This window comes from Jatrophihabitans lederbergiae, from assembly GCF_031845305.1.
Taxonomy (GTDB): Bacteria; Actinomycetota; Actinomycetes; order Mycobacteriales; family Jatrophihabitantaceae; genus Jatrophihabitans_A; species Jatrophihabitans_A lederbergiae.
This window is the reverse complement of the sequence record NZ_JAVREH010000005.1, coordinates 51,672-74,325: the sequence shown is the minus strand read 5'-3', so window position 1 is coordinate 74,325 and position 22,654 is coordinate 51,672. Positions and strand designations below refer to the sequence as shown.

Annotated in this window: 21 protein-coding genes and 1 riboswitch; of the genes, 13 read left to right on the top strand and 8 right to left on the bottom strand. The window is 69.5% G+C overall.

Going from position 1 to position 22,654, the window contains the following annotated elements; translation table 11 throughout:
* Window positions 1-34 precede the first annotated feature (34 nt).
* The 9 genes from RM423_RS05565 to RM423_RS05525 all read left to right on the top strand — a co-directional run bounded on the left by RM423_RS05565 (window position 35) and on the right by RM423_RS05525 (window position 6,995).
* Window positions 35-1,057: an NADPH:quinone reductase gene (locus RM423_RS05565; protein ID WP_311422014.1), complete on the top strand. Its 1,023-nt coding sequence runs from the start codon at window positions 35-37 to the stop codon at window positions 1,055-1,057.
* 272 nt (window positions 1,058-1,329) lie between these two features.
* Window positions 1,330-1,956 carry a sulfite oxidase-like oxidoreductase gene (locus RM423_RS05560; protein ID WP_311422013.1) on the top strand — a complete coding sequence of 209 codons (627 nt, stop codon included), beginning with the start codon at window positions 1,330-1,332 and terminating at the stop codon, window positions 1,954-1,956.
* A complete protein-coding gene (locus tag RM423_RS05555) occupies window positions 1,949-2,665 on the top strand; it encodes an FAD-binding oxidoreductase (protein WP_311422012.1) in 717 nt (238 codons plus the stop codon). Before RM423_RS05560 ends, RM423_RS05555 begins: the two co-directional genes overlap by 8 nt.
* A 126-nt stretch (window positions 2,666-2,791) precedes the next feature.
* Complete coding sequence (locus tag RM423_RS05550; protein WP_311422011.1) at window positions 2,792-3,013, top strand: hypothetical protein; 222 nt, start codon at window positions 2,792-2,794, stop codon at window positions 3,011-3,013.
* A gap of 100 nt (window positions 3,014-3,113) precedes the next feature.
* The gene (locus RM423_RS05545) at window positions 3,114-4,316 is read left to right on the top strand and encodes a cupin domain-containing protein (protein WP_396327612.1); all 1,203 of its coding nucleotides are present in this window, start codon (window positions 3,114-3,116) and stop codon (window positions 4,314-4,316) included.
* A gap of 7 nt (window positions 4,317-4,323) precedes the next feature.
* Window positions 4,324-5,229, top strand: coding sequence for a sucrase ferredoxin (locus RM423_RS05540; protein WP_311422009.1), 906 nt, complete (start codon window positions 4,324-4,326; stop codon window positions 5,227-5,229).
* 16 nt (window positions 5,230-5,245) lie between these two features.
* Window positions 5,246-6,046 carry a TIGR02569 family protein gene (locus RM423_RS05535; protein WP_311422008.1) on the top strand — a complete coding sequence of 267 codons (801 nt, stop codon included), beginning with the start codon at window positions 5,246-5,248 and terminating at the stop codon, window positions 6,044-6,046.
* 167 nt (window positions 6,047-6,213) lie between these two features.
* On the top strand, window positions 6,214-6,636 hold the full coding sequence (locus tag RM423_RS05530) for an Hsp20/alpha crystallin family protein (protein ID WP_311422007.1): 423 nt from the start codon (window positions 6,214-6,216) through the stop codon (window positions 6,634-6,636).
* Between the two features lie 92 nt (window positions 6,637-6,728).
* Window positions 6,729-6,995 carry a hypothetical protein gene (locus RM423_RS05525; RefSeq protein ID WP_311422006.1) on the top strand — a complete coding sequence of 89 codons (267 nt, stop codon included), beginning with the start codon at window positions 6,729-6,731 and terminating at the stop codon, window positions 6,993-6,995.
* 74 nt (window positions 6,996-7,069) lie between these two features.
* On the opposite strand, the gene RM423_RS05520 is transcribed toward RM423_RS05525, so the two are convergent.
* The 3 genes from RM423_RS05520 to RM423_RS05510 form a co-directional block, all read right to left on the bottom strand.
* On the bottom strand, window positions 7,070-7,543 hold the full coding sequence (locus RM423_RS05520) for an NUDIX domain-containing protein (protein WP_311422005.1): 474 nt from the start codon (window positions 7,541-7,543) through the stop codon (window positions 7,070-7,072).
* Window positions 7,544-7,615: 72 nt separating this feature from the next.
* Window positions 7,616-8,935: a CynX/NimT family MFS transporter gene (locus RM423_RS05515; protein ID WP_311422004.1), complete on the bottom strand. Its 1,320-nt coding sequence runs from the start codon at window positions 8,933-8,935 to the stop codon at window positions 7,616-7,618.
* 117 nt (window positions 8,936-9,052) lie between these two features.
* Window positions 9,053-9,583 (bottom strand): DUF4232 domain-containing protein, encoded by a 531-nt coding sequence (locus tag RM423_RS05510; protein WP_311422003.1) that lies wholly within the window; start codon window positions 9,581-9,583, stop codon window positions 9,053-9,055.
* Between RM423_RS05510 and RM423_RS05505 the strand changes: the two genes are divergently transcribed.
* A complete protein-coding gene (locus RM423_RS05505; RefSeq protein ID WP_311422002.1) occupies window positions 9,564-9,905 on the top strand; it encodes a hypothetical protein in 342 nt (113 codons plus the stop codon). The genes RM423_RS05510 and RM423_RS05505 overlap by 20 nt on opposite strands.
* An 18-nt stretch (window positions 9,906-9,923) precedes the next feature.
* On the opposite strand, the gene RM423_RS05500 is transcribed toward RM423_RS05505, so the two are convergent.
* From RM423_RS05500 to RM423_RS05485, 4 genes are all read right to left on the bottom strand, one after another.
* Complete coding sequence (locus RM423_RS05500; protein ID WP_311422001.1) at window positions 9,924-12,233, bottom strand: fibronectin type III domain-containing protein; 2,310 nt, start codon at window positions 12,231-12,233, stop codon at window positions 9,924-9,926.
* Between the two features lie 376 nt (window positions 12,234-12,609).
* A complete protein-coding gene (locus RM423_RS05495; protein ID WP_311422000.1) occupies window positions 12,610-14,229 on the bottom strand; it encodes a long-chain fatty acid--CoA ligase in 1,620 nt (539 codons plus the stop codon).
* A 56-nt stretch (window positions 14,230-14,285) separates the two neighbouring features.
* The gene (locus tag RM423_RS05490) at window positions 14,286-15,593 is read right to left on the bottom strand and encodes a PGAP1-like alpha/beta domain-containing protein (RefSeq protein ID WP_311421999.1); all 1,308 of its coding nucleotides are present in this window, start codon (window positions 15,591-15,593) and stop codon (window positions 14,286-14,288) included.
* On the bottom strand, window positions 15,590-15,973 hold the full coding sequence (locus RM423_RS05485) for a hypothetical protein (RefSeq protein ID WP_311421998.1): 384 nt from the start codon (window positions 15,971-15,973) through the stop codon (window positions 15,590-15,592). Before RM423_RS05485 ends, RM423_RS05490 begins: the two co-directional genes overlap by 4 nt.
* A 198-nt stretch (window positions 15,974-16,171) precedes the next feature.
* Between RM423_RS05485 and RM423_RS05480 the strand changes: the two genes are divergently transcribed.
* Both RM423_RS05480 and thrC read left to right on the top strand, forming a co-directional pair.
* A complete protein-coding gene (locus RM423_RS05480; protein ID WP_311421997.1) occupies window positions 16,172-16,495 on the top strand; it encodes a DUF3263 domain-containing protein in 324 nt (107 codons plus the stop codon).
* Between the two features lie 372 nt (window positions 16,496-16,867).
* A riboswitch (SAM riboswitch) is annotated at window positions 16,868-17,042 on the top strand.
* Between the two features lie 17 nt (window positions 17,043-17,059).
* Window positions 17,060-18,337 (top strand): threonine synthase, encoded by a 1,278-nt coding sequence (thrC, locus tag RM423_RS05475; protein ID WP_311421996.1) that lies wholly within the window; start codon window positions 17,060-17,062, stop codon window positions 18,335-18,337.
* Between the two features lie 67 nt (window positions 18,338-18,404).
* On the opposite strand, the gene RM423_RS05470 is transcribed toward thrC, so the two are convergent.
* The gene (locus RM423_RS05470) at window positions 18,405-20,456 is read right to left on the bottom strand and encodes a prolyl oligopeptidase family serine peptidase (protein WP_311421995.1); all 2,052 of its coding nucleotides are present in this window, start codon (window positions 20,454-20,456) and stop codon (window positions 18,405-18,407) included.
* A gap of 353 nt (window positions 20,457-20,809) precedes the next feature.
* Here RM423_RS05470 and groL point away from each other — a divergent pair, with 353 nt between their 5' ends.
* Window positions 20,810-22,438, top strand: a complete 1,629-nt coding sequence (gene groL, locus RM423_RS05465; protein WP_311421994.1) for a chaperonin GroEL — start codon at window positions 20,810-20,812, stop codon at window positions 22,436-22,438.
* Window positions 22,439-22,654: the final 216 nt, after the last annotated feature.

The window sequence follows — 22,654 nt, the reverse complement described above, 5'->3', positions numbered from 1 at the left end:
GATGGCAATCGGTTGCGGCGGCTACCGTCGAGGGATGCGTGCAATCAGCTATAGCCGTACTGGTGATCCCGACGTCCTGACGCTGACCGAGCGTCCAGAGCCGCAACCCGGGCCGGGTGAGGTGGCGGTCCGGATCCACCGCAGCGGCCTGAACCCGACGGACGTGAAGTCCCGCCGCGGGAGCGACAGCGGAAAGCCGGTCGATCCGCCGCAGGTTCCGGGCCAGGACGGCGCCGGGATCGTGGAGTCGGTGGGCGCCGGTGTCGAGGCCGCGCTGTCCGGCCTCCGGGTCTGGATCTGGGAAGCGGCCTGGCAGCGTCCGGACGGGACGTCGCAGGAACTGGCCGTCGTTCCGGCCCGGCACGTGGTGACGCTGCCCGACTCGGCGTCCTTCGACCTCGGCGCCAGCCTGGGAATCCCGTTCCTGACCGCGCACCGCTGCCTCACCATCGGCGAAGAGGCTCCGCGGCGGCTCGGCCCCGGCTCGATGTCCGGACGTACGGTTCTCGTCGCCGGCGGCGCCGGAGCGGTCGGCAACGCGGCTATCCAACTGGCGCGGTGGTCCGACGCCCGGGTGATCACGACGGTCAGCAGCCCGCAGAAGGCCCAGCTCGCGGCGGCGGCGGGCGCGGACAACGTCATCGACTACCGCCAGCAGGACGTGGTCACCGAGGTTCGCAAGATCGTGCCGCACGGCGTGGACGCGATCGTCGAGGTCGCTCCGGCGGCGAATGCCGCCATCGACGCCGAGCTGATCGGGCAGCACGGTGCGGTGGCAATGTACGCCGACGACGGTGGAGGCCAGATCACCCTGCCCATTCGCACCCTGATGGTGCCCAACGCGCGGTGGCAGTTCGTGCTCGTCTACACCGAGCCGGACGCCGCAAAGGCACGCGCGCTCGAGGATGTCCAGGCGGCCGTGCTCGACGGCGCCATCCGGGTCGGGGACGAGGCCGGGCTGCCGCTGCACCACTTTCCGCTGGAGCAGGCGGCGCAAGCCCACGCCGCCGTCGAGAATGGTGCCGTGGGCAAGGTCCTGATCGACGTCCTGGACTGACGGCTTGCCGGCGCTCAGCAGCTACGGTGCAGGTCAATTTCAGCCAGTCCGACCCGATCGTGTCCGCGCACAACGCCCTCGGCCTGATCATTCCGCTTGCCGTCACGGCCGCCTAGGTGGGCCGCCGAAGCCGGGTAGCCAGCCGGCGGCCGCTCCCGGGGGCTGGTGCTGCGGTGTCCAGCGACTAGGTTGAGCGGTGCGGCGCTGCCCCGCCCCGCACCTCTGCTGAGCTGGACAGGCGCGCTGGTTCCCACTGGAAAGGACTACAGCCGATGGCGGGATCCACACGGGGCTTTTCCGGGCGCGGCTCGCGCGACGCCGGCCGCCCGGCACGAGACCCGCGGCTGCCACCCGGCCAGTACGACGTGGGCGACGACTGGCCGGTGCTGACCGCCGAGGTGACGCCCCGGCTCGTTCCGGAGCGCTGGGACATGACGGTCAACGGCCTGGTGGACACCCCCACGACGTGGACCTGGGACGAGGTTCGTCAGCTGCCCGGCTCGGAGTACCACGGTGACATTCACTGCGTGACCACCTGGTCCAAGCTCGGTACGAGCTTCGGCGGCGTGAGCGTCGACTCGCTGCTGGACGCGGCCGGTCCGTCGCCCGAGGCTACCCATGTGCTGGCCACCTCGACCACCGGCTACACCACCAACCTGCCGCTGGCGGATGTGCGCGGTGGCAAGGCGTGGCTGGTGTGGACCCATGAGGGCAAGCCGCTGTCGGCCGAGCATGGCGGTCCGGTGCGGTTGCTGGTGCCGCACCTGTACTTCTGGAAGAGCGCGAAGTGGGTCACCAAGCTGACCCTGCTCAACCATGACGTCCGGGGCTTCTGGGAGCGCAACGGCTATCACGATCTCGGTGACCCCTGGCGCGAGCAGCGCTACCAGGGTGACTGACCCCGGGCCGGGCACGCCTCCGGCCGGTGGCTGGCGGACGGCGGTGGTCACCGTGGTGGCTCACCCCGGCCCGCGGTCCGTACGGGTGCGGCTGCGGGTGCCGGACCGGGTCGACCACCGGGCCGGCCAGCACTACGTACTGCGGCTGACCGCCGAGGACGGCTATACTGCCGCACGCTCGTACTCCGTCGCCTCACCGCCGTCCGATCCGGAGCTGGAGCTGTTCGTCGAGCGCCTCGACAACGGCGAGGTGTCGTCCTTTCTGGCTGATGTGGTCGAGGTCGGCGACGAGCTCGAGGTACGGGGGCCCATCGGCGGCTGGTTCGTCTGGGACGGCACGAGCCCGGCGCTCGGGATCGGCGGTGGCACCGGCGTGGTCCCGCTGGTGGCGATGCTCCGGCACGCGCGTGCAACCGGACGGTCGGAGCTGCTGCGACTGGCTGTCTCCGCCCGCACGCTTGAAGATCTGCCTTATGCGGACGAGCTGATCGATGCCGGGGCGGTCCTCGCACTCAGCAGGGCGGCGAGTGCGGGGCGCCCAGCCGGTCGGCTGCTGGCGGCGGACCTGCAGCCACTGATCGAACCCGCCGCCACCGCGTTCGTGTGCGGCTCCGGGGCCTTCGCCGAGGCGCTGAGCTCGGAGCTGGTGGAGCTCGGCATGCCGGTCGGCTCCATCCGGGTGGAGCGCTTCGGGCCGTCCGGGGCATGAGCCGGACCTGCTCTCTCGCAGCCTGGTGCCACCTCGGCTAGCGTGGGAGAAGGGCCAGAAAGCGGCCCTGGTGTGGCCCGTTCCCACCGGGTTCGGTCCCAACATGCGACAGAGGAGCTCATATGAGTGCAACCGACGAGACCGGTGCAGAAGGCGTTGCCGACGGCGGTGCAGCCGGTGCCCCGGGCGTGCACGACGGTGGCGCGGATGGTGGCGCGACCGGTGGAACCGACGGCGGTGCCGACGGCGGAGCCGATGGTGGCGCGGACGGCGGAGCCGATGGTGGCGCGGACGGCGGCGCTGACCGGGGAGCTGATGGTGGCGTGGCCGGCCGCGCGTGACCGGTAGCCCGACAGCGAACGGGGTCGGCAAGGCCGGCCCCGTTCCGTCGAGCGCCGCCGCCGCTACCCGGTCACTTGGCGCCGACGCCCGGTCGCTTGCCCGTTGCGTGCCGATCAGCCGGGGCGAGTTCGCGCGCTCGTACTGGAGCAGCAGGGCGCTGTTCAGCCCCGCCGCTGAGACAGGCGCCGACTTCACGGACCTCCTCAGCGAGGCTGCGGTCGACGAGCTCATCTCGCGCCGCGGCCTCCGTACCCCCTTCTTGCGAATGGCCAAGCAGGGCAAGGTGATTCCGGCCAGCGCCTACACCCGATCGGGTGGCAGTGGCGCCACCGTCGGCGACCAGGTCGCCGACGACAAGGTCCTCCGGCTGGTGGCCGACGGCGCCACCCTGGTGCTGCAGGGTCTGCACCGTACCTGGCCGCCGCTGGTCGAGTTCGGCAGCACCCTGGCGGCCGAGGTCGGGCACCCGGTGCAGATCAACGCCTACATCACCCCGCCGCAGAACCAGGGTTTCAGCGCCCACTACGACACCCATGACGTGTTCTTGCTGCAGGTCGCCGGCCGCAAGCGCTGGGTCATCCACGAGCCGGTTCTGACCGATCCGCTGCCGGCCCAGACGTGGGAGCAGCGATCGGCCGCGGTCGCCGCGCGTGCCGCGGAACCGCCGTTGCTCGACGTGACGCTGGAGCCCGGTGACGCGCTGTACCTGCCGCGGGGGTTCCTGCATTCGGCCGCCGCGCTCGGCGAGTTGTCCATCCACCTCACGGTGGGCGTGCACCCCGTGACCCGGCACGCCCTCGCGCAGCAGTTGCTGGCCGAGGCCGCCGCCGAGCCGGAGCTGCGGCGTTCGCTGCCGATGGGGGTGGACCTCGCGAACCCGGCGGTGCTGGCCGAACACCTCGGCGCGGCGGTCCGATCGCTGAGTGGCTATGCCGAGGATGCGGACGGTGCCCTGCTGCGTGCCGTCGCCGAGCGCGTCGACGCCGACCTCAGCCGAACCACCCGGCCCGGTCCGATCTCGCCGCTGGCGCAGCTTGCGGCCCTGGCGAACCTGACGCCCGAGACGGAACTGGTGCTGCGGCCGGGGCTGCGTGCGTCCGTCCGGGTCGGTGTCGGTGGGACGATCACCCTGCGGTTCCTGGACCAGAGCGTCGACTTGCCGGCCGGCGAGGAAGCGGCCGTCAAGGCTGTGCTCGCCGCCGAGCCGGTCACCGCCTCGACGCTGCCCGGCCTCGACGCCACGGACGGGTTGGAACTGGTACGCCTGCTGCTGACCGAGGCCGTGCTCGTCCCCAACGCCGGGAACTGATTTCCCGATGCCCCCCTCGACGGATCAGTGCCGGGTGCTGAGCGCTCACCGCGGTGATCCGATACTGGGAACGGCCTTTCCCGCATCGAGGGTGCTGTTGGTCGAACAGCCGGGCGGCTGGGGAGCGGCCGGTCTGGCCGCATCGAAGTTCGACCCGACCATCGCCAAGCGCTTGATCGCAAACCTGGGCCTGCACGGCATCCGGGTGCTGGCGATCCGCCGTCCCGGCCGTCAACCCGCACCGGATCGTCGCAGCTGGGGCTTCGCCGATTGCCAGCCGGGACACCGTGGGATCGTGTGGGGCACCTTCGAGGAGGACCGCGAACTGCTGCTGTTCGACCCCGAGACCGTGCTGGCGCGCGGCTTCGCGAGCGCGCAGGCGCATATTCCGGTGTTCGCGGTGTGCGCGCACGGCACGCACGATGTCTGCTGCGCCGTCCAGGGGAGGCCGATCGCCGCCGCGCTGGAGCGACTGCGTCCGGGTCAGGTGTGGGAGTGCAGCCACGTCGGCGGCGACCGGTTCGCGGCCAACGTGCTGGTGCTGCCGGACGGCCAGCTCTACGGGCGGGTGCCGGAGAGTGCGGTCGAGGACGTGGTCGCGGCGGCCGAAGATGGCCGCGTGGTCGCTGAACTGCTGCGCGGGCAGGTCGGTCTGGCGCCGGCTGTGCAGGCCGCCCTGGCCTACGCGCACCACCGGCTCGGCCCGTACCGGATCGCTGATCTCGTTGTACGGTCGGCTGAAACTGCCCTCGATGGGACCGAGCGCGTCCGGCTGGGCACCCCGGCGGGCGAGGTGACGGTGACGGTGGTGGTCGAGTCGGGGGAAACCGCACTGCTGACCTGCCGGGCCGTCGCCATGAGCACTCCGCTGGTCTACCGGCCGGTCTCGATGGCTGCTGTCCAAGCCGGCTGACCGGACCGTTGAGCACGTGATCCACTCGCCGCCGCCGCAGGCCGTTCGCGAGGCGTTCGGCGTCACGGGTGAGCCGCTGCCACTCAGCGGCGGCCAGCAGACGGTGTGGCGGGTCGGCGAAGCGGTGCTGAAGCCGATGGACTGCAACCTGGAGGCGTTACGGTGGCAGGCCGAGGTGCTGCGGTCCCTGGACGGCCATCCGGACTTTCGGGTGGCCCCTCCGTTGCTTACCGGCGCAGGGCTGCTCGTGGCAGCTGGCTGGACGGCGTGGCGGTACGAGCCGGGCGGCCACGTGCCCCGGCGTTGGCCCGACATCATCGCGATCGGACGGGCGTTTCACCTCGCTACCGCGACCCTGCCCGAACCGGCTTTCCTGCGCGGGCGTCAGGACAGGTGGGCCCGGGCGGATCGGGTGGCCTGGGGCGACTCGCCGGCGGCGCCGTTCGATCGCATCCCGGAACTGGCTGCCCTCTTCGCCGCCCTGCGTCCGTTGGCTGCGCTGCCGCAGGTCATCCACGGTGATCTGACCGGCAACGTGTTGTTTGCCGAGGACCAGCCGCCACTGGTGCTCGATGTCTCGCCGTACTGGCGGCCGGCGCCGGCCGCCGCAGCCGTCGTGGTGGCCGACGCGCTGGTGTTCGAGAGCGCCGATGCCGGTGTGCTCGGCGCGGTGACCGACATCGATCGGTTCGAGCAGTATCTGTTGCGGGCGTTGCTCTTTCGCGGCGTGACCGACGTGCTGGCTCGCCGTGGGTCAGCCTTGTCCGAGCGCTATGCCGGCGCCATCGAGCTGGTGTTGCGGCTGGCTGACGGCTGACATCCGTGCCCGGTGTGGCCTCGGGGGAGTTCCCCCATATTTTTTCAATGGGTCTTGCCTCAGTGGGTCGAAGTTGCTATAAAAAATGTATCGCGGCTGACATAGATCGCGAACGTCGATCGGGCCGCGACCCAGCATCAGAGTCTGTGTCGATGGAGGTGGAAACGATGCTGATGCGCACCGATCCCTTGCGAGAACTGGACCGTCTGACTCAGCAGGTCTTCGGAACAGTCGCACGGCCGGCCGCCATGCCGATGGACGCCTGGCGAGAGGGCGACGAGTTCGTGGTCGAGTTCGACCTACCGGGCGTGGACCCGGGCTCCGTGGAGCTCGATGTCGAACGCAATGTTCTGACTGTCAAGGCGGAACGGCCGCCGCGTCGGTCCGAGAGTGAGATGGTTGCAGCCGAGCGTCCGCGCGGAGTCTTCAGCCGGCAGCTGATTCTCGGCGACAACCTCGACACCGATCGGGTCGACGCCAGCTATGACGCGGGCGTCCTCATGCTGCGAATTCCGGTTGCCGAGCGGGCCAAGCCTCGCAAGATCATGGTCACCAGCAAGGGTGAGGGGCGCCAGCCCATCAACGCCTGACGCCCGCCGTACGACACCAGTTCCGTCAATGGTGGTGAACCATGATCCTGCAGTTCGCGGACAGCGCGCTCGTTGATAGTCCGCTCGTTGAGATGACGGCTGATACGGCGTTCGCCGATCTCGTGTACGCCGATGAGCAGTTGCTGCGTAGCGAGTTCGAGGCGATCGTCGCGGCGAACTGGCCGCCGCCGCGTTCGCGGGTGCCGCCGCAACGGAGTGAGCCGAACCGCGGCAATGCCGACGACCGGGCCGGTGAGCGAGCGGGCGCGGTTCCGGCGCCCGGCAGCTCGCGATCAACTTCGGCGAGCCGCCGCCGCGCTGGCGCCCCTCTTCGGCAGCGCTCGCCGCCTCGGCCTTGACCGGCGAGCCCGCCGCACCAACCGGCGAGGCCCGCACCAAAGAAGTTCCTGAGGTGGCCGGCTGAGCAAAGCGCTCAGCCGGCCACGCCGTCGAGCAAAGTCCGAAGCCGCTCCAGAAAGGGCAACTGCGCGGGCAGTAGCCGCCGCTCAGCAAGTGCGAGATCCGTCCACTCGGCGCGGTCGAGCTCCTCGAATTCCCGCAACCGGCCCGATCCCGGTGGCCAGACCATCTCGAACGTCCCGTACACCGCGTCGCTCACATCCAGGTCGGCCTCGGCCGACCAGATGGTGACCTCCTTGCCGCCGCGCTGGATCACCGAGCCCAGGTCGTGCAGCTGCACGTTCGGCACCGGCAGGCCCAGTTCCTCGGTGAACTCCCGCCGCGCGGCCATCAGCGCCGGTTCATCCGGGCCGTACTCACCCTTGGGAATCGACCACACGCCCTCGTCCCGGTTGCGGTAGTACGGGCCGCCCGGATGGCCGATCAGCACCGCCACCGAGGGAGTTCGCCGGAACAGCAGGATTCCCGCACTGCGCTTGGCCGCCATCGCATCAGTGTGGCCGACGGTGGAGACCGGTGCTGTGGGAGCCTGGAACGAGGTCCACCGCCGTTCGTCCTGCTATCGCGGCCGGATTGGTCGGACGGTGCTGAGTTCGTCCTCGACGTAGCGCGGCCTGCTGGCGTACCAGCCACCCGCCGCGGAGAGTATCGCCGCGACCAGCAGCAGCGTCAGCGGGCCGGTCCAGTTGTCGGAGAAGCCGAGCAGGACGCCGACGAGCAGCGGTCCGGTACCGGCCAGCAGATAGCCGGCGCCCTGGACGAAGCCCGACAGCGCCGCGGTGGTGGCGATGTCGCGCGAGCGCAGTCCGATCATGGTGAGCGTCAGCGGGAACATGCCGCTGCCGATACCGCCGAACAGCATCCACACCCAGGCACCGCCGACCGGGGCCGCGAACATGCCGAGATAGCAGGCGATGCTGGCAACGCTGAGCCCGACGACCAGCCGGCGCTGGCCGCGGACGGCGAGAGTCGGGATCACCATCGAGACCGGAATGGAGAGCCCGGAGAAGAACGCGACCAGGATTCCGGCCTCTGTGGCGCTCAGGTGGTTGTGCCGGAAGAAGTCGGTGAACCAGCCGAAGGCGATGTAGGCCTGGAACGACTGGAACGCGAACATCAGCACCAGCGCCCAGGCGAGCTTGGTACGCGCCAGCCGGCTGATCGGTACCCGGGCGGGGTGGCTGCCGGGACGGCGGCGGTCGGCACGCAGCGTCGGCAGCCATGGCAGCAACGCGACGGCGGTGAGCAGTGCCCACGAGCCGATGCCGAACCGCCAGCTGCCACCGGCATTCGCGATGGGGACCGTGGTTCCCGCGGCGACCGTCGTACCGACCGCGAGGGAGGTGGTGTAGACGGCCGTCAGCAGGCCGATCTGTTGCGGGAAGTGCCGCTTGACCAGGGCGGGCATGAGCACGTTGGCCACCGCGCCCCCGGTCAGCGCGAGCATGCTGAGGACCGCGAAGATCCACACCTCCGCCGAGACCGCCCGGAACAGCAAGCCGGCGGTGCTGATGAGCAGCGCGAGAACGACCATCCGGTGCTCGCCGACCCGCTGCGCCAGGCGTGACCCGGCGAAGCCGATGGTGGCGAACGCGATGACCGGCAGCGTGGTGATCAGGCCGGCGATGCCGCTGGAGGCGTGCAACCCGTGCTCGAGGTCGGTGAGTACCGCTCCGACGCTGCTGACAGCGATTCGCATCGTGAGCCCAGTCAGGACAATGGCGACGATGATCAGCCAGCGGTGCGCCCCCGCCGGCTCGGCCGGGACCGGATTGTCGGTCGGAATCGGACTTCCGGGCGCGGGCTGCTGGCCGACGGACTGCTCGGGAGGCTGAGAACTGTGGGCAGCGGAGGGCGCGTCCGAGGTGGGGGCGGTCACGTCGCTACTGAACCCCGTTGGACATGCCGGGCATTCCCCGCGGTGGCCGATGGTGAGCCAGACCGCGCCCGCGGGCCGGTGACTGATCGAGCGGCCGGCGCCGGCTCAAGGCTCGGGCTAGCTTGCCGTCACCGGGTCCACCGTCAGCGCGCAGGCGCGCACGGACAGCCGAACCACGATCCGGTCCGTCCCGTTCGGCGGGATGATCTGGACGGCGTCGGACTTGTCGGCATTGCAGCTGGAGTCATCGATCACCTGGGCAGTGACGGAGGACCCGGGCGCGATCCGCACCGTGGTCGCGGCCTTGCCGGAGTGCCCGGCCGGCTTGCCGACCAGCGCCCCGTCGCGCATCAACTGCACGCCCGGAAAGCCGGTCAGCGAGCAGGCGTGGGTGGAGGTGTTGGTGAACTGCAGGAATGCGTACTGGTGCCCGGCCGCTCCGGACGCGCGCAGTGCCCTGATCGACAGCGCCGCGGTGACGCAGCTCCCCGCCCCGTCGACCGGTCCGGCGACGGGACTTGCCGAGGTGGGGGACGGCGACGGGATGGGCAGCGTGGCCGGGGCCGAAGCCCGAGCGGACGAACTCGGCTTCGGCTTCGGCTTCGGGGCACTGGTGGGGGGTGCGGTCGTGGCAGCGCTGCTGGACACCGACACGGTGGCCGAGGGCGCTTTCGACGACGGGGTCGGCGAGACCGATGCCGGCACCGAGACCGATGCCTGCGTCGAAGCCGATGTCGAAGCCGAAGCCGAAGCCGATGTCGAAGCCGATGTCGAAGCCGAAGCCGAAGCCGAAGTCGAAGTCGAAGCCGATACCGACACCGGGTTCACGTTGCTCGGCTGGATCGAACTGGCTGTCCTGTGTGACGCGGTGGTGCAGCCGGCGGTCAACAGCAGACCCGCACTGAGCACTCCGGCAAGCCGGCGATTGAGTAACACTGCGCTGATTTCCCTCCGCCTGCGTTTTGCCTGACCGGCTTCGATCGAGCCCTCAGTTGATCCGCAGATCAGTTCCGTGTGGCATCTGGGACTGGCTGGTGGCGGTGGTTGACGATATCGCCGCCCAGAGCTGGTTCCAGGCATCGACATTCGAGATGCTGCCGCAGGATCCTGCCTGGGTACAGGCGGTCACCTCGGTCAGCGGTCCGCCGAAGTAGATCCCGGGGCGACCGACGTTGGTGCCGGTCAGCGAGATGTTCTTCCACTGCATGGGCATCGCGTAGTTGTAGATCTGCGGCAGGCTGATCGTGCGTGCCGGTGCGGCGCCCCCGCTGAGCCACTGCAGATCCGCCATGGACCAGCCGTTGTTGCACTGGCCGCCCGGGTTGGACGTCGAGCAACCATCGGCCGAGCCGTTGAAGACGAAGCGGGCCGTGGTGGCGCCCAGGTATCCGGACAGCCACGCTCGGGTGTCGGTGACGTTGGCCGAGAATCCTGGCTCCATGTCGTTGGCGCCGGCGATGATCGTGCCGGGGTGCATCGAGGCCGCATAGCCGGCGATCGGATTCACGATATTGCGTGCCCACGAGACACCCGCCGAGGCGTCGACGTCGACGTCGTTGTTTGTTCCGATGGCCAGCGTCAGCGGGGCCGAGGCCTTTTGGGTGCTGCTGTAGCCGTCCAGGTAAGCCTTGACGCCACTCACGACCGCGGGGTAGCTGACGTAGCGGGCGGTCGCCGAGAGCAGCGCGCCCCCGTCGTACTCGTCCTGTCCGCCGATCTGCAGCAGCACGAGGTAGCTGTGACCCGAGGGGTTGTAGCTGGCGTCAGTGGCGCCCATGGTCCGCATCATCGCGGCGTCGGTGGCGAGGTTGCCGGTCATGTTGCGCACGTAGTGGCTGGTCGACACCGGGGCCGGGGTCAGCTGTGGCGGGATCGCCGTCGGGGTCGCCGTCGTGGTGGACTCGGAGCTGCGTCCGAGCACGTTGAGGGCCCGTACCGAGAAGCCGTACCTGCTGCCGTTCGTCAGCCCGCCGATGGTCGCCGAGGTTGCGGTGGCCGAGGTTGTGACCACCTGGCCGCCTGGCGAGGTCGTGACCTGGTAGCCCGTCACGGGATAGTTGGTCGCCGTCGCGGGCGACCAGCGCAACGTGATCGCGTTGGAGCCGGGGACGGCGGTGAGCGAGCCGGGCGCGGCCGGAGCTGCGGCGCCCGACGTTAGCACCCGGACGCAGCCCTGTGAGGAGTTGACGCCCGCGCCGACGTTGTACGCCACGGCGCACACGACATGCTCATTGGCATTGAGGGCCACGTTGGTCGAGTAGCCGTGCTGGCCGCCGTATTGTGCCCAGCCGCTCGGCGTCGCCGGGGTGGCGAGGTTGGCCGCGACGTTGGCCCGGTCGACACCGTCGCTGGTGATGTGCATCCGGATCGCCGCTCCGGTGTCGGGGTCGAGCGCCCAGCCGGACACGGCGATGGCATCCGAGGCGCCGACCCGAGCGATGGCGGCGGTGGAGCCGACCGGCGCGGTGGCGCGATTGACCTGGACACAGCCGAACCTGGTGTTCACCGTTCCCGCGCCCAGGTTGAGCGCGTAGGCGCAGACCAGATGACTGCCGCCGGCGACGGGGGTGTTGACCGCGAAGCCGTGGTTGATGTCGCTGGCCGGGTAGCGGGTCTTGAGGTCGGTCCGGGCCTGATTTGCCCAGACACCGGCGGCGTACTTGCCGTCCACGTAGGTACGGACGAGGACCGGGCTGGTGGTGTTCGGGTCGATGGCAAAGCCGGACAGGACGAAGCCGCCGGGAGCCGCCGCGTTCGCCTCGACGGTGCCGAACGGGTCGTTTGTCACCGTCACGGTCTTGCAGCCCAGCGGGCCACTGACGCCGGTGCCGATGTTGGAGGCGAGGACGCAGAGCGTGTGCACGCCGCTGGCCTCGGGAACCCGGATGGAGTAGCCGTGATCGGCGCCGTACGCCGGATAGGCCTGGCCGACGTCCGGGCGGGCCAGCTTGGCGATCACCGCGGTCTTGTACGCACCGTTGTCCCGTACCTCGACCCGGAGCGAGGACTTCGGGGCGTCGGCGTCGATGGCCCACCCGGTGAGGGTCACAGAGCCGTCCGTCGCCGTAACGGTCGCGGAGTCAAGGGTGCCGACGGGGTTGTGATTCACGGCCGCCTGAGCCGCCTGCGGTACGGCGAAGGCGAGCACACTCACGGCCACCGCGCCCAGAGCGCTCAGAGCGCTCAGAGCGAGCGACCGCGATCTCGGCGTCGGGACCAGCCGTCGCCGGGCCCGGCGTGCGGGCTCGTCCGGCAACTGGGCGTGCGTGGGCAAGGTTGATTGAGCGGCGTGGCGCATATATCTCGTCCTGACTTCCGGTTGTCAGAGGCGACCCCAGGGGCTTACCGCCTGCTGTGGCCCGCTGAGGCGAGTGCACTTGCGTCACTTGCGCCTCAGGTGTCACAACGGAGAGTAACTGTCAGATCCGCATCAGTAACACTTCGTAGATGAATTGTTACTTTCTGTCATGCATTTCTGTGGACGTAAGCCCTACACCTGCGGTATATGGCGGTAGTCCGGATGCCTCACCAGTCCCATCGTCCGGTAACGGCGAGGCGTTAGCGATTACACACGGTCAGCAGCGCGGGTCATCGACCGAGCCCGGTGCCTATCGGTCGCCTGACGCCGCGGCCACGGCTCGATCAGCGCTGCGGCACCCAACGGCCTCGATCGGTCAGTCGGGGAGTTGCCGGTCGGCGAACTTCTCGCGCAGCGTCTTCTTGGAGAACTTGCCGACGCTCGTCTTCGGGATCTCGTCCAGGAAAGCGACATCGTCGGGCAGCCCCCAGCGCTCCACCCGCTCGGCCAGAAAACTCAGCAGCTCGTCCTTGCTCAGGCTCTCGCCCTGTTTGAGCACGACGCAGGCGAACGGCCGCTCCATCCACCGCGGATGCGGCAGTGCGATGACGGCGGCCTCGGCCACCGCGGGATGGCCCATGATCTCGTTCTCCAGGTCCACCGACGAGATCCACTCGCCCCCGGACTTCACGAGGTCCTTGGTGCGGTTGACGAGCCGCATATAGCCCAGCCCCGAGATCGCGGCGACGTCGCCCGTGCGCAACCAGCCGTCGGCGGAGAACTGCTCGCCGGGCTCGTCCGTGCGGTAGTACTGGCGCGCGATCCACGGTCCGCGGGTCTCGAGCTCGCCGGTGGCCTCGTTGTCCCAGGGCAGTTCCTCGCGGGTCTCGGGATCGATGATGCGCATCTCGACGCCCATCGGCGGCAGCCCGGCGGTCGAGCGGACGTCGGCTTTCTCGTCCTCGGACAGGTCTGCCAGTTCCGAACGCAACGTGCACACCGTGCCCAGTGGCGACAGTTCCGTCATGCCCCAGGCCTGGGTGATCGGCAGCCCGATGGTGGTGCGCCACGCCTCGGACAGCGACTTCGGGACGGCCGAGCCGCCGCAGATCACCCTGCGCAGGTGCGGCAGCTCGCGACCCTCCAGCAGTGGCAGCATGCCCATCCAGATCGTCGGTACGCCGGCGGTGATGGTCACCCGCTCCCGCTCCATCACGTCCAGCAGTGCCGCCGGGGTCATGCCGGGCCCCGGCATCGCGAGGTTGGCACCGGCCATCACACAGGCGTAGGGCAGCCCCCACGCCATGGCATGGAACATCGGCACGACAGGCAGCGCCGTGTCGACCTCGCTCAGGGCGAAGGTGGCCGGCGCCTGGAGGATGAGCGAGTGCAGGTACGTCGAGCGGTGGGAGTACAGCACGCCCTTGGGATTGCCGGTGGTGCCGGTGGTGTAGCAGATCGCGGCGGCGGTGTTCTCGTCGCGAACCCTGCCGGTGAAGTCGGCCTGGTCGCCGACGACGTCCTCCCAGCGGAGGACCCGCGGGTCGTCGGGAAGCGGGGCCGGTGAGCCGTCGTCGAACACGATGACGTGCTTCACGGTGCTCAGCTGGGGCAGGTACTGGGCGAACAGCGGCAGCAGTGAGCGGTCCACGAACACGGCCTCGTCCTCGGCGTGGGTCACGGTGTAGGCAAGCTGCTCGGGAAAGAGCCGGATGTTGAGGGTGTGCAGGACTCGGCCGGTGCACGGGACCCCGAAGTACAGCGCGATGTGGTTGGCGGTGTTCCAGCCGAAGGAGCCGACCCGGCCGTCGGCCGATACGCCGAGCGAGTCGAGCACCGCGCCGACCTGGCGGGCGCGGATCGCGAGGGCGGCGAAGGTGATCCGCTCTTGGCCGGTCACGGTCTGAGTGGTGATCGTCTTGCTGCTGAAGATCCGCTCGCTGCGGCGAAGGATCGCTTCGATGGTCAGCGGAAAGTCCTGCATTAGCCCTAGCATTGGGTGATCGTGCTGCACGACCGGGAATTCGGCAAGGGACCGCATTCATCCGCGATTCATCCGCGACGAACCTGAAAGACGGCCGTGCTGACCTGGCCGGCGCTGAGGAAGGGCTGGGCTCCGGCCCGCCAGCTGGTCAGCGACGGATCGTCGTCGGCGTCGAGGTCACCGGCTCCGGCAAGGTAGGCGTCCAGTGAGTGCTTGGCCAGCACCGACGCCGCGCCGTGGTCGGTGCTGGCGGTGAGCCACGAGGCGCGTGCCGGGTTGTCTCGGCCGTCCAGCTCGGGCACCACGTCACCGCGGTTCTCCAGCGACAGCACCGAGATGCCGGCCGGAATCGCGGCCAGGCCGATGGGGGCCCCGGCCGTGACCAGATGGGTGACCAGGAACTGGTGGTGGGTGGTGAGGTCGCCGGCCAGCCGGGCGGCCACCATGCCGCCCTGGCTGTGGCCGACCAGCATGATCGGCTCGTCCGGGCGTACGCCGGCCTGCCGCAGCGCCAGGATCACGCCGCGTTCGAAGACCGACGACTGGTTGGCCAGGGTCCGCAGGTTGGTGCTGGTGTCCGAGACCTGTGGGGTGGCGTGCCGGGGGTCCAGATTCCAGGCGGTCGTGCCGGTGATGTTGACGATGACCCGGCGCCCGGAGGTGCCGGTTGGCGTGCCGGCCGGAGCGGGGCCCGGCGGGTCGGTGAGGAACCGGATGTCGATGGCACCCCCGCCGTCGTCGTCGCGATCCCGGACGGCCAGCGCCCGGATCAGGTCGGCGCTGCACCTGGGCGGCCCGCTCGCGTCGTCCGTCGGCCTGCCGGCCCGTGCGGTCACCACCGGAGTGCCGTCGCGGTACGGCGTCGCCAGCAGCGCCGCCACCCAGGTGGTGGCCACCGGTGCCGCCACGCCACCGGCGCCGAGCGCGCTGATGGCATCCACGGCGACCGCGGCCAGCGCCGGGTCCGCCGACAGCAGCGCCTGCGGGGAACGCACGGTGTGTGGTCCGAGCGCTGGAACGCCGGGCAGGTGGACCAGTGCCCGGAGGACGGGACGAGCCTGGGCGTCGAGGTCGTCGGCGACCCGGTACGCCGCGGCGGCTGCTCGAACCGCCTCTGCCAGCGCCTCGCAGGCGAGCGCCGTCGCGGTGATCCGGGCCAGCGCGAGCGACGCCCCGACCGCGACCTCGGCCGCACCCATCGGATCGAGGACGCCGGCCGGCACCAGCGCTGGATCGCTCAGCAGCCGTGCGACCACCGCCGCGTCCTCGCCCAGTGGGCCGCTGGTCCGGCGGAGCGCCGCGGCGAACGCGACCAGCTCGTCCAGTTCGGCAGCGATCGAGTCGCTGCCGCCGCGCAGGCTCACCGACGCGCTCATCTCGGCCGCAGGTGCGCGGTGGCCGCCATGGCGGAGCTGCCGAGGTGCACAGCGGCGGAGCCGCCCAAGTCCACGGCTGCGATACCGAGTTCGGCAGCCTCGGCACGGGTCGCCGCGCTCTGGAGTTCCCGCGCGCGGGCGCCGGCGCGGGCGCTGTGCTGCCGCACCGATCCGGCGAGGTCGTGCAGCCGGCCCGCGCTGGCGCCGAGCTGGCCCAACGCCGACTGCAGTGCAGTGGCGAATGCCCGGGCGGCGGGCGACCGCCAGTGCAGTGCGCCGGCGCCGGACCTCAACGAGGTTTGCAGCGCGGCGAGCCGGGTCGCCGCGACGGCGAGATCATGCGCATGCCGTTCGAGCCGGGCGGTGTTCAGGAGGTGCATTTCTCGATGGTGTCCGGCGCCCCCGCTGTGTGGTCGGCCGCGGACGGAACTGTGGACGGCCGGCGCTGCTGTGGAGGAGCGCGGAGGAGCAAGAAATGTCGGTCGCTCGTGGTTCAATGTAGAAGTCGAATAACAACGGTGCAATTCTCGTGGGCAGCAGCGCCTGTCGCTCACGGAGTCCAGCTGATCGGAGGCCGCATGGAACCCGCGCCCACCACCGTCGCGGCAACCAGCCCCGCTGGGGACCTCGATGCTGCCGGGTCCGACGACACCGGCCTGAACCGCCGCGATCGAGAGATTCTCGCGTTCGAGCGCCAGTGGTGGAAGTATGCCGGCGCCAAGGAACAAGCCATCCGGGAGCTGTTCGACATGTCCGCGACGCGGTACTACCAGGTGCTCAACGGGCTCATCGACACATCAGAGGCGCTCGTCGCCGACCCCATGCTGGTGAAACGCCTGCGGCGGCTGCGAGCGAGCCGTCAGCGTCAGCGCTCAGCCCGCCGTCTCGGCATTGAGGTCTGACTTCTAGGCTCTGCGCCTCTGGCCCACTCCGCCCACCGTCGAGAACCCGGCGCACGCTGGAGCTGATTCTTGCCGCGGTGGTGTTGTCGGCCGTGGTCGTGCTGAACGACACCTCGAACTCCGCCCTCGCCGAGAGGGCGGACGCACGCTTGAAAATCGGGCGGTTGGACGGTGTCGCGAACCGGGACGTTCGCCGGCGACATTCTCTCGACCGCGGTCTATTACGACCCGCGGCTGAGCAGGCGGCGTAGCGGCTGAAGGCTCAATTCCCGGCCTTCAAGCGGGTGCTGCCGAGGTTCGCGGGCCTGCCTGCGGGGCCGGTCATCGTCGTGCTGGCCAGCGACTACAGTTAGCCGCACAACTTCATAGTTTTGCTCATCCAGAGGGGCAGAGGGACCGGCCCGTTGAAGCCCCGGCAACCACCGCGACAATCCGCACGCAGCAGCAGCTCGTCCAGAGTTGTGTCCTGTGCTGGCGGGTTCGCGAGGTAGGTGCCAAGTCCGGCCTGGCCGCGCAGCGTACTGCGGGTAGCCAGGAAAGATGAGGAGAGAGGGCCTCGCTCCAATGACTGCTGTCATCCACCCAGCAACTGATCAATCCCCGCAATCGCCTGCCTCGGCGCTGGTCTGCCGCAACTGCGGCGCCAGCTACCCACTCGGCGCCCAGCACGCCTGCTTCGAGTGCTTCGGTCCGCTCGAGATCGGATACGACGCCGAGCGGCTGTCCCGGGTGACCCGCGAGAGCATCGCCGCCGGCCCGCACTCAATCTGGCGTTACGCCGGACTGCTGCCCGCCGGTCAGAACGCCGCCACCAGGGTCGACTCCGGCACCGGTATGACGCCGCTCATCCGGGCTGACCGGCTGGCCGACCGGCTGGGCTTCACCGCTCCGCTGTGGGTCAAGGACGACTCCGCCAACCCGACGCACTCGTTCAAGGACCGGGTCGTGTCGGTGGCCATCACGGCAGCCCGGGAGCTCGGCTTCACCCGGATCGCGTGCGCCTCCACCGGCAACCTGGCCAACTCGGTCGCCGCGCACGCCGCGCGGATCGGGATGGACTCCATCGTCTTCATCCCATCCGACCTCGAGGCCGCCAAGATCACCCAGACGGCCGTGTACGGCGGCAAGCTGGTCGCCATCCAGGGCTCCTACGACGACGTGAACCGGTTGTGCAGCGAGCTGGCCGAGACCGACGAGTTCGAGTCCACCGCGTTCGTGAACGTCAACGTCCGGCCGTACTACGCCGAGGGCTCCAAGACTCTGGGGTACGAGGTCGCCGAGCAGCTCGGCTGGCGGTTGCCCCAGCAGGTGGTGGCGCCGATGGCGTCGGGCTCGCTGCTGACCAAGGTCCACAAGGCTTTCAAGGAGCTCCAGAGCATCGGTCTCGTGGACCCGCTGGACTACCGGGTCTACGGTGCGCAGTCCTCCGGCTGCTCGCCGATCGCGGTCGCGTTCGAGACCGGCAGCGACACCGTGCTGCCGGTCAAGCCCACCGGCATCGCGAAGTCGCTCAATATCGGCAACCCGGCCGACGGCCCGTACGCCCTCGATGCCGTCCGCAGCACCGGAGGCGCGATGGCACACGTGAACGACGACGAGATCCGTGACGGCATCCAGCTGCTGGCCGAGACGACCGGCGTCTTCGCCGAGACTGCGGGTGGGGTTACCACCGCGGTGCTGAAGAGACTGATCGAGGCAGGCTCGCTGGACACCAGCCGCGAGACGGTTATCTACAACACCGGTGACGGGCTGAAGACCCAGGACGCGGTATCCGATCGGGTCGGTCCGACGGCCGTCATCGCGCCGACCCTGAAGGGCATGCGCGCGGCTGGCCTGCTCTGAACCACGCTGGTTCTGGATCGGGCCGCCGCCCGGTCCAGAACCAGCAGCTCAGTCCGGGACGAGCAGCTCAGTCCAGAACCAGTCCGGTGTGGTGGGCGATGAAGGCCAGCAGGTCCGTCCGCTCCTGGATCAGCGTGGTGCGTGACTTGCCCTGCCCGTGGCCGGCGGCGTATTCCACCCGCAGCAGCGCCACCGCGTTATCGGGGCTCACCGCCTGCAGCCGAGCGGCGAACTTGAAGCTGTGCGCGGGAACGACCCGGTCGTCGTGGTCCGAGGTCATCACGAGCGTGGCGGGATAGGACGTCCCGGCCTGCAGGCGGTGTAGCGGCGAGTACCCCGACAGGGCGTCGAACTCGAGCTTGGAACGGCTGGCAATGCCGTAGTCCGAGGCCCACGCCCAGCCGATGGTGAACCGTTCGTAGCGCAGCATGTCCAGCACGCCAACCTGCGGCACGGCGGCGGCGAAGAGGTCGGGGCGTTGGGTGATCAGCGCGCCGACCAGCAGCCCGCCGTTGGAGCCGCCGTTGGCCGCCAACCGCTCGGCCGTCGTCCAACCCTCGGCGATGAGGTGCTCGGCGGTGGCGATGGCGTCGTCGAACACGTTCTGCTTGTTCGCCAGTCGGCCGGCGTCGTGCCACTCGGCGCCGTACTCGCCGCCGCCGCGCAGGTTGGCCACAACCCACACGCCGCCGGCCTCGGCGAACGCCAGCGCGCCGGCTGAGAAGGCCGGGGTGACGGAGACGTTGAAGCCGCCGTAGCCGTAAAGAACGCACGAGTGCGGTCCGTTCTCGGGGGTCACGTCTGCTCGGTGCAGCACGAAGGCCGGCAGCCGGGTGCCGTCGGCCGAGGTGATCCAGGCCTGGTCCGTGACCACCTCGCCGACGCCTGAAACCGGCAGCTCCCCGGCGAACACGGTCTCGGTGGCGCCGGTCGCCAGGTCATGGGCCAGGATCCGCGGCGGCATCTCGTAGGCCGAGAACTCCAGGTGCACCAGGCTGGACGTGGTGCTCGCGGTGATCTCACCGACGCTGCCGAGCCCCGGCAGCGGAATCCGGCCGGTCTCGGCTCCGGTGAAGTCGTGCACGGTCACGGCGGAGCGGGCGTCGCTCAGCCAGTGGATCACGATGGCGTCCGCGGCCGCGTCGGCGCTCAGCAGCAGGTCTCCGCGCTCGGCGACCAGGGTGGTGACCTCGCCGGACCGCGGGTCCAGCCGGACGAGGCGCCCGCGGCCGGCGTCGAGGTCGGTACGCATGATCAGGCTCTGCTCGTCGGAGCCGACAAGCTCCCACTCGTTGTCCGAGGGCGCGGTGAGCCGGCGGAACTCCCCGTCCGGATCATCGAGGTCGCGCACCCACACCGCCCGGACGTCAGCGGTGGAGTCATCGCTGACGGCCACCAGCCAGCGTCCGGAGTCATCGATCCACGGCCAGAACGTCGTGGTCGGCTCGTCCGGCATCGCCAACAGCAGCTCGTCGGCGGATTGCTCCTGACCGAGCCGATGCAGCATCAATTGCGGGGCGCCTGCCGTAGCGGAGTAGATGTCGTCGGGATCGGTCGGTGGGTAGCGGCTGTAGACGAAGCCGGACGAGTCCCTGAGCCAGGTCGGCTGCACGAACTTCGCCCAGCGGATGTCGTCAGCGCTGTCCTCGCCGGTGTCGACGTGCCGGACTCGCCACCGGCACCAGTCGCTGCCGGCCTCGCGGTAGGACCAGGCCACCAGCTGACCGGTCCGATCGGGCACGGCGCCGGCGAGGGCCGTGGTGCCCTCCGGCGAGGCCGGGTTCGGGTCGAGCAGGACCCGCCCTTCATCCATCGGATGGTGGGAGACCCGTACCAGCGACTGCTGCTGGGAGCCGTCGTTGGTCAGCCGGAACCACCGCCCGCCGTGCAACTCCGGCGCCGACGAGGTGGCCAGGCCGGAGAGCGCGTCGAGTCGAGCCGCCAGGCGCTCTCGCCCGGGGAGCTTGCGCAGGTAGTCCGCTGTGACGGCTGCCTGGGCGCGGGCCCAATCAGCGACCTCGGAGGATGTCTGATCCTCCAGCCAGCGATAGGGGTCCGGCACGTCGGTGCCGTGGAAGTTCTCGACCTGATCGACCGTGCGGGTCTGTGGAAACGTCACCGGAGCACCGTACGTGATCCCGACGACACTGGCGGCGAATGAGCACGTGATCACGGCAGCGCAGGCTGTGATCACGCGTACCACTCCAACGGCACGGTCAGCTAGCGACGGCCCGGGCACTCACGCCGCCGGTCGTACCGTCAGGCGGCCCCGCCGGACTCCGGGCGCGGGCCGCCTTTCTTGCACTCTCCCAGGCAGAGTGCTAAACCTGACTTAGCACTCGCGTACTGTGAGTGCTAGCCGATCGTGATGAGGGGCCCTGCCGATATGGGCGCCGTCCGTCGCGGGCATCGCAGGTCGGTCGACAACTAGTCAGTGCCGTTACGGCACCAGACAAGTAAAGGACGACACGCATGGCCAAGTTGATCGCGTTCAATGAAGAGGCCCGCCGCGGCCTGGAGCGCGGCATGAACACTCTTGCCGACGCAGTAAAGGTGACGCTCGGCCCGAAGGGTCGAAACGTCGTGTTGGAGAAGAAGTGGGGAGCCCCCACCATCACCAACGACGGTGTCTCCATCGCCAAAGAGATCGAGCTCGAGGACCCGTACGAGAAGATCGGTGCCGAGCTCGTCAAAGAGGTAGCCAAGAAGACTGACGATGTCGCCGGTGACGGCACCACCACCGCCACGGTGCTCGCCCAGGCGCTGGTGCGCGAGGGCCTGCGCAACGTCGCGGCCGGCGCCAACCCGATGAGCCTCAAGCGTGGCATCGAGCAGGCCGTCGCGGCCGTCTCCGAGCACCTGCTCAACGTTGCCAAGCCGGTCGAGACCAAGGAGCAGATCGCTGCCACCGCCTCGATCTCGGCCGCTGACTCCACCGTCGGCGAACTCATCGCCGAGGCGATGGACAAGGTCGGCAAAGAGGGCGTCATCACCGTCGAAGAGAGCAACACCTTCGGGCTCGAGCTGGAGCTCACCGAGGGCATGCGCTTCGACAAGGGTTACATCAGCGCGTACTTCGTCACCGACACCGAGCGCATGGAAGCCCAGCTCGATGACCCCTACATCCTGATCGTCGAGTCGAAGATCTCGAACGTCAAGGACCTGCTGCCGCTGCTCGAGAAGGTCATGCAGTCGGGCAAGCCGCTGGCGATCATCTCCGAGGACGTCGATGGTGAGGCGCTGTCCACCCTCGTCGTCAACAAGATCCGGGGCACCTTCAAGTCCGTCGCCGTCAAGGCCCCGGGCTTTGGTGACCGCCGCAAGGCCATGTTGCAGGACATCGCGATCCTGACCGGTGGTCAGGTCATCTCCGAGACCGTCGGCCTCAAGCTCGAGACCGCCGGCATCGAGCTGCTCGGCCGCGCGCGCAAGGTCGTCATCTCCAAGGACGAGACCACCATCGTCGAGGGTGCTGGCGACGCGGACCAGATCCAGGGTCGCGTCAACCAGATCCGCGCCGAGATCGAGAACTCCGACTCGGACTACGACCGCGAGAAGCTGCAGGAGCGCTTGGCCAAGCTGGCCGGCGGGGTTGCGGTCATCAAGGTCGGGGCTGCGACCGAGGTCGAGCTCAAGGAGCGCAAGCACCGCATCGAGGACGCCGTTCGCAACGCGAAGGCCGCCGTCGAAGAGGGCATCGTCGCCGGTGGTGGCGTCGCGCTGATGCAGGCCAGCGTCACCGCGTTCGAGAAGCTGGACCTGACCGGCGACGAGGCCACTGGTGCCAACATCGTCAAGGTCGCGCTGTCGGCTCCGCTGAAGCAGATCGCGATCAACGCCGGCCTCGAGGGTGGCGTTGTGGCCGAGAAGGTCGCCGGACTGCCGCAGGGTCACGGCCTCAACGCCGCGACCGGTGAGTACGTCGACATGCTGGCTGCCGGTGTTCCGGACCCCGCCAAGGTCGTCCGGTCCGCCCTGCAGAACGCCGCGTCGATCGCCGCGCTGTTCCTCACCACCGAGGCTGTCGTCGCCGACAAGCCCGAGAAGGCCGGCGCAGCTGCCGGCGGTGGCGCTCCCGACATGGGGGGCATGGACTTCTAAGTCCAGGTCCCCACGCTGGGTCGTTCACGGCTCTGCAGTTCAGCACCTGCACCACTTCGATGGGCGGTTCCGCTTCGGCGGAGCCGCCCATTGGCGTATCCGGGGCTTGTTCGCGCCCTCCTGCCCCCCGTCCCTTCCGCTCGCCTTCGTCCACTCGTTTGACCTGCTGAGGGCGTGCTGGGGCGACCAACAGCAGGTCAAACGAGAGGAACGGAA

Excerpts from the sequence above, each read along its gene's own strand:
- RM423_RS05485 (WP_311421998.1), bottom strand. The coding sequence starts at position 15,973 with ATGCACCTCCTGAACACCGCCCGGCTCGAACGGCATGCGCATGATCTC.
- RM423_RS05495 (WP_311422000.1), bottom strand. The coding sequence starts at position 14,229 with ATGCTAGGGCTAATGCAGGACTTTCCGCTGACCATCGAAGCGATCCTT.
- RM423_RS05500 (WP_311422001.1), bottom strand. The coding sequence starts at position 12,233 with ATGCGCCACGCCGCTCAATCAACCTTGCCCACGCACGCCCAGTTGCCG.
- RM423_RS05520 (WP_311422005.1), bottom strand. The coding sequence starts at position 7,543 with ATGGCGGCCAAGCGCAGTGCGGGAATCCTGCTGTTCCGGCGAACTCCC.
- RM423_RS05480 (WP_311421997.1), top strand. The coding sequence starts at position 16,172 with ATGGAACCCGCGCCCACCACCGTCGCGGCAACCAGCCCCGCTGGGGAC.
- RM423_RS05525 (WP_311422006.1), top strand. The coding sequence starts at position 6,729 with ATGACGGCTGATACGGCGTTCGCCGATCTCGTGTACGCCGATGAGCAG.
- thrC (WP_311421996.1), top strand. The coding sequence starts at position 17,060 with ATGACTGCTGTCATCCACCCAGCAACTGATCAATCCCCGCAATCGCCT.
- RM423_RS05540 (WP_311422009.1), top strand. The coding sequence starts at position 4,324 with ATGCCCCCCTCGACGGATCAGTGCCGGGTGCTGAGCGCTCACCGCGGT.
- RM423_RS05565 (WP_311422014.1), top strand. The coding sequence starts at position 35 with ATGCGTGCAATCAGCTATAGCCGTACTGGTGATCCCGACGTCCTGACG.
- RM423_RS05560 (WP_311422013.1), top strand. The coding sequence starts at position 1,330 with ATGGCGGGATCCACACGGGGCTTTTCCGGGCGCGGCTCGCGCGACGCC.
- groL (WP_311421994.1), top strand. The coding sequence starts at position 20,810 with ATGGCCAAGTTGATCGCGTTCAATGAAGAGGCCCGCCGCGGCCTGGAG.
- RM423_RS05490 (WP_311421999.1), bottom strand. The coding sequence starts at position 15,593 with ATGAGCGCGTCGGTGAGCCTGCGCGGCGGCAGCGACTCGATCGCTGCC.
- RM423_RS05530 (WP_311422007.1), top strand. The coding sequence starts at position 6,214 with ATGCTGATGCGCACCGATCCCTTGCGAGAACTGGACCGTCTGACTCAG.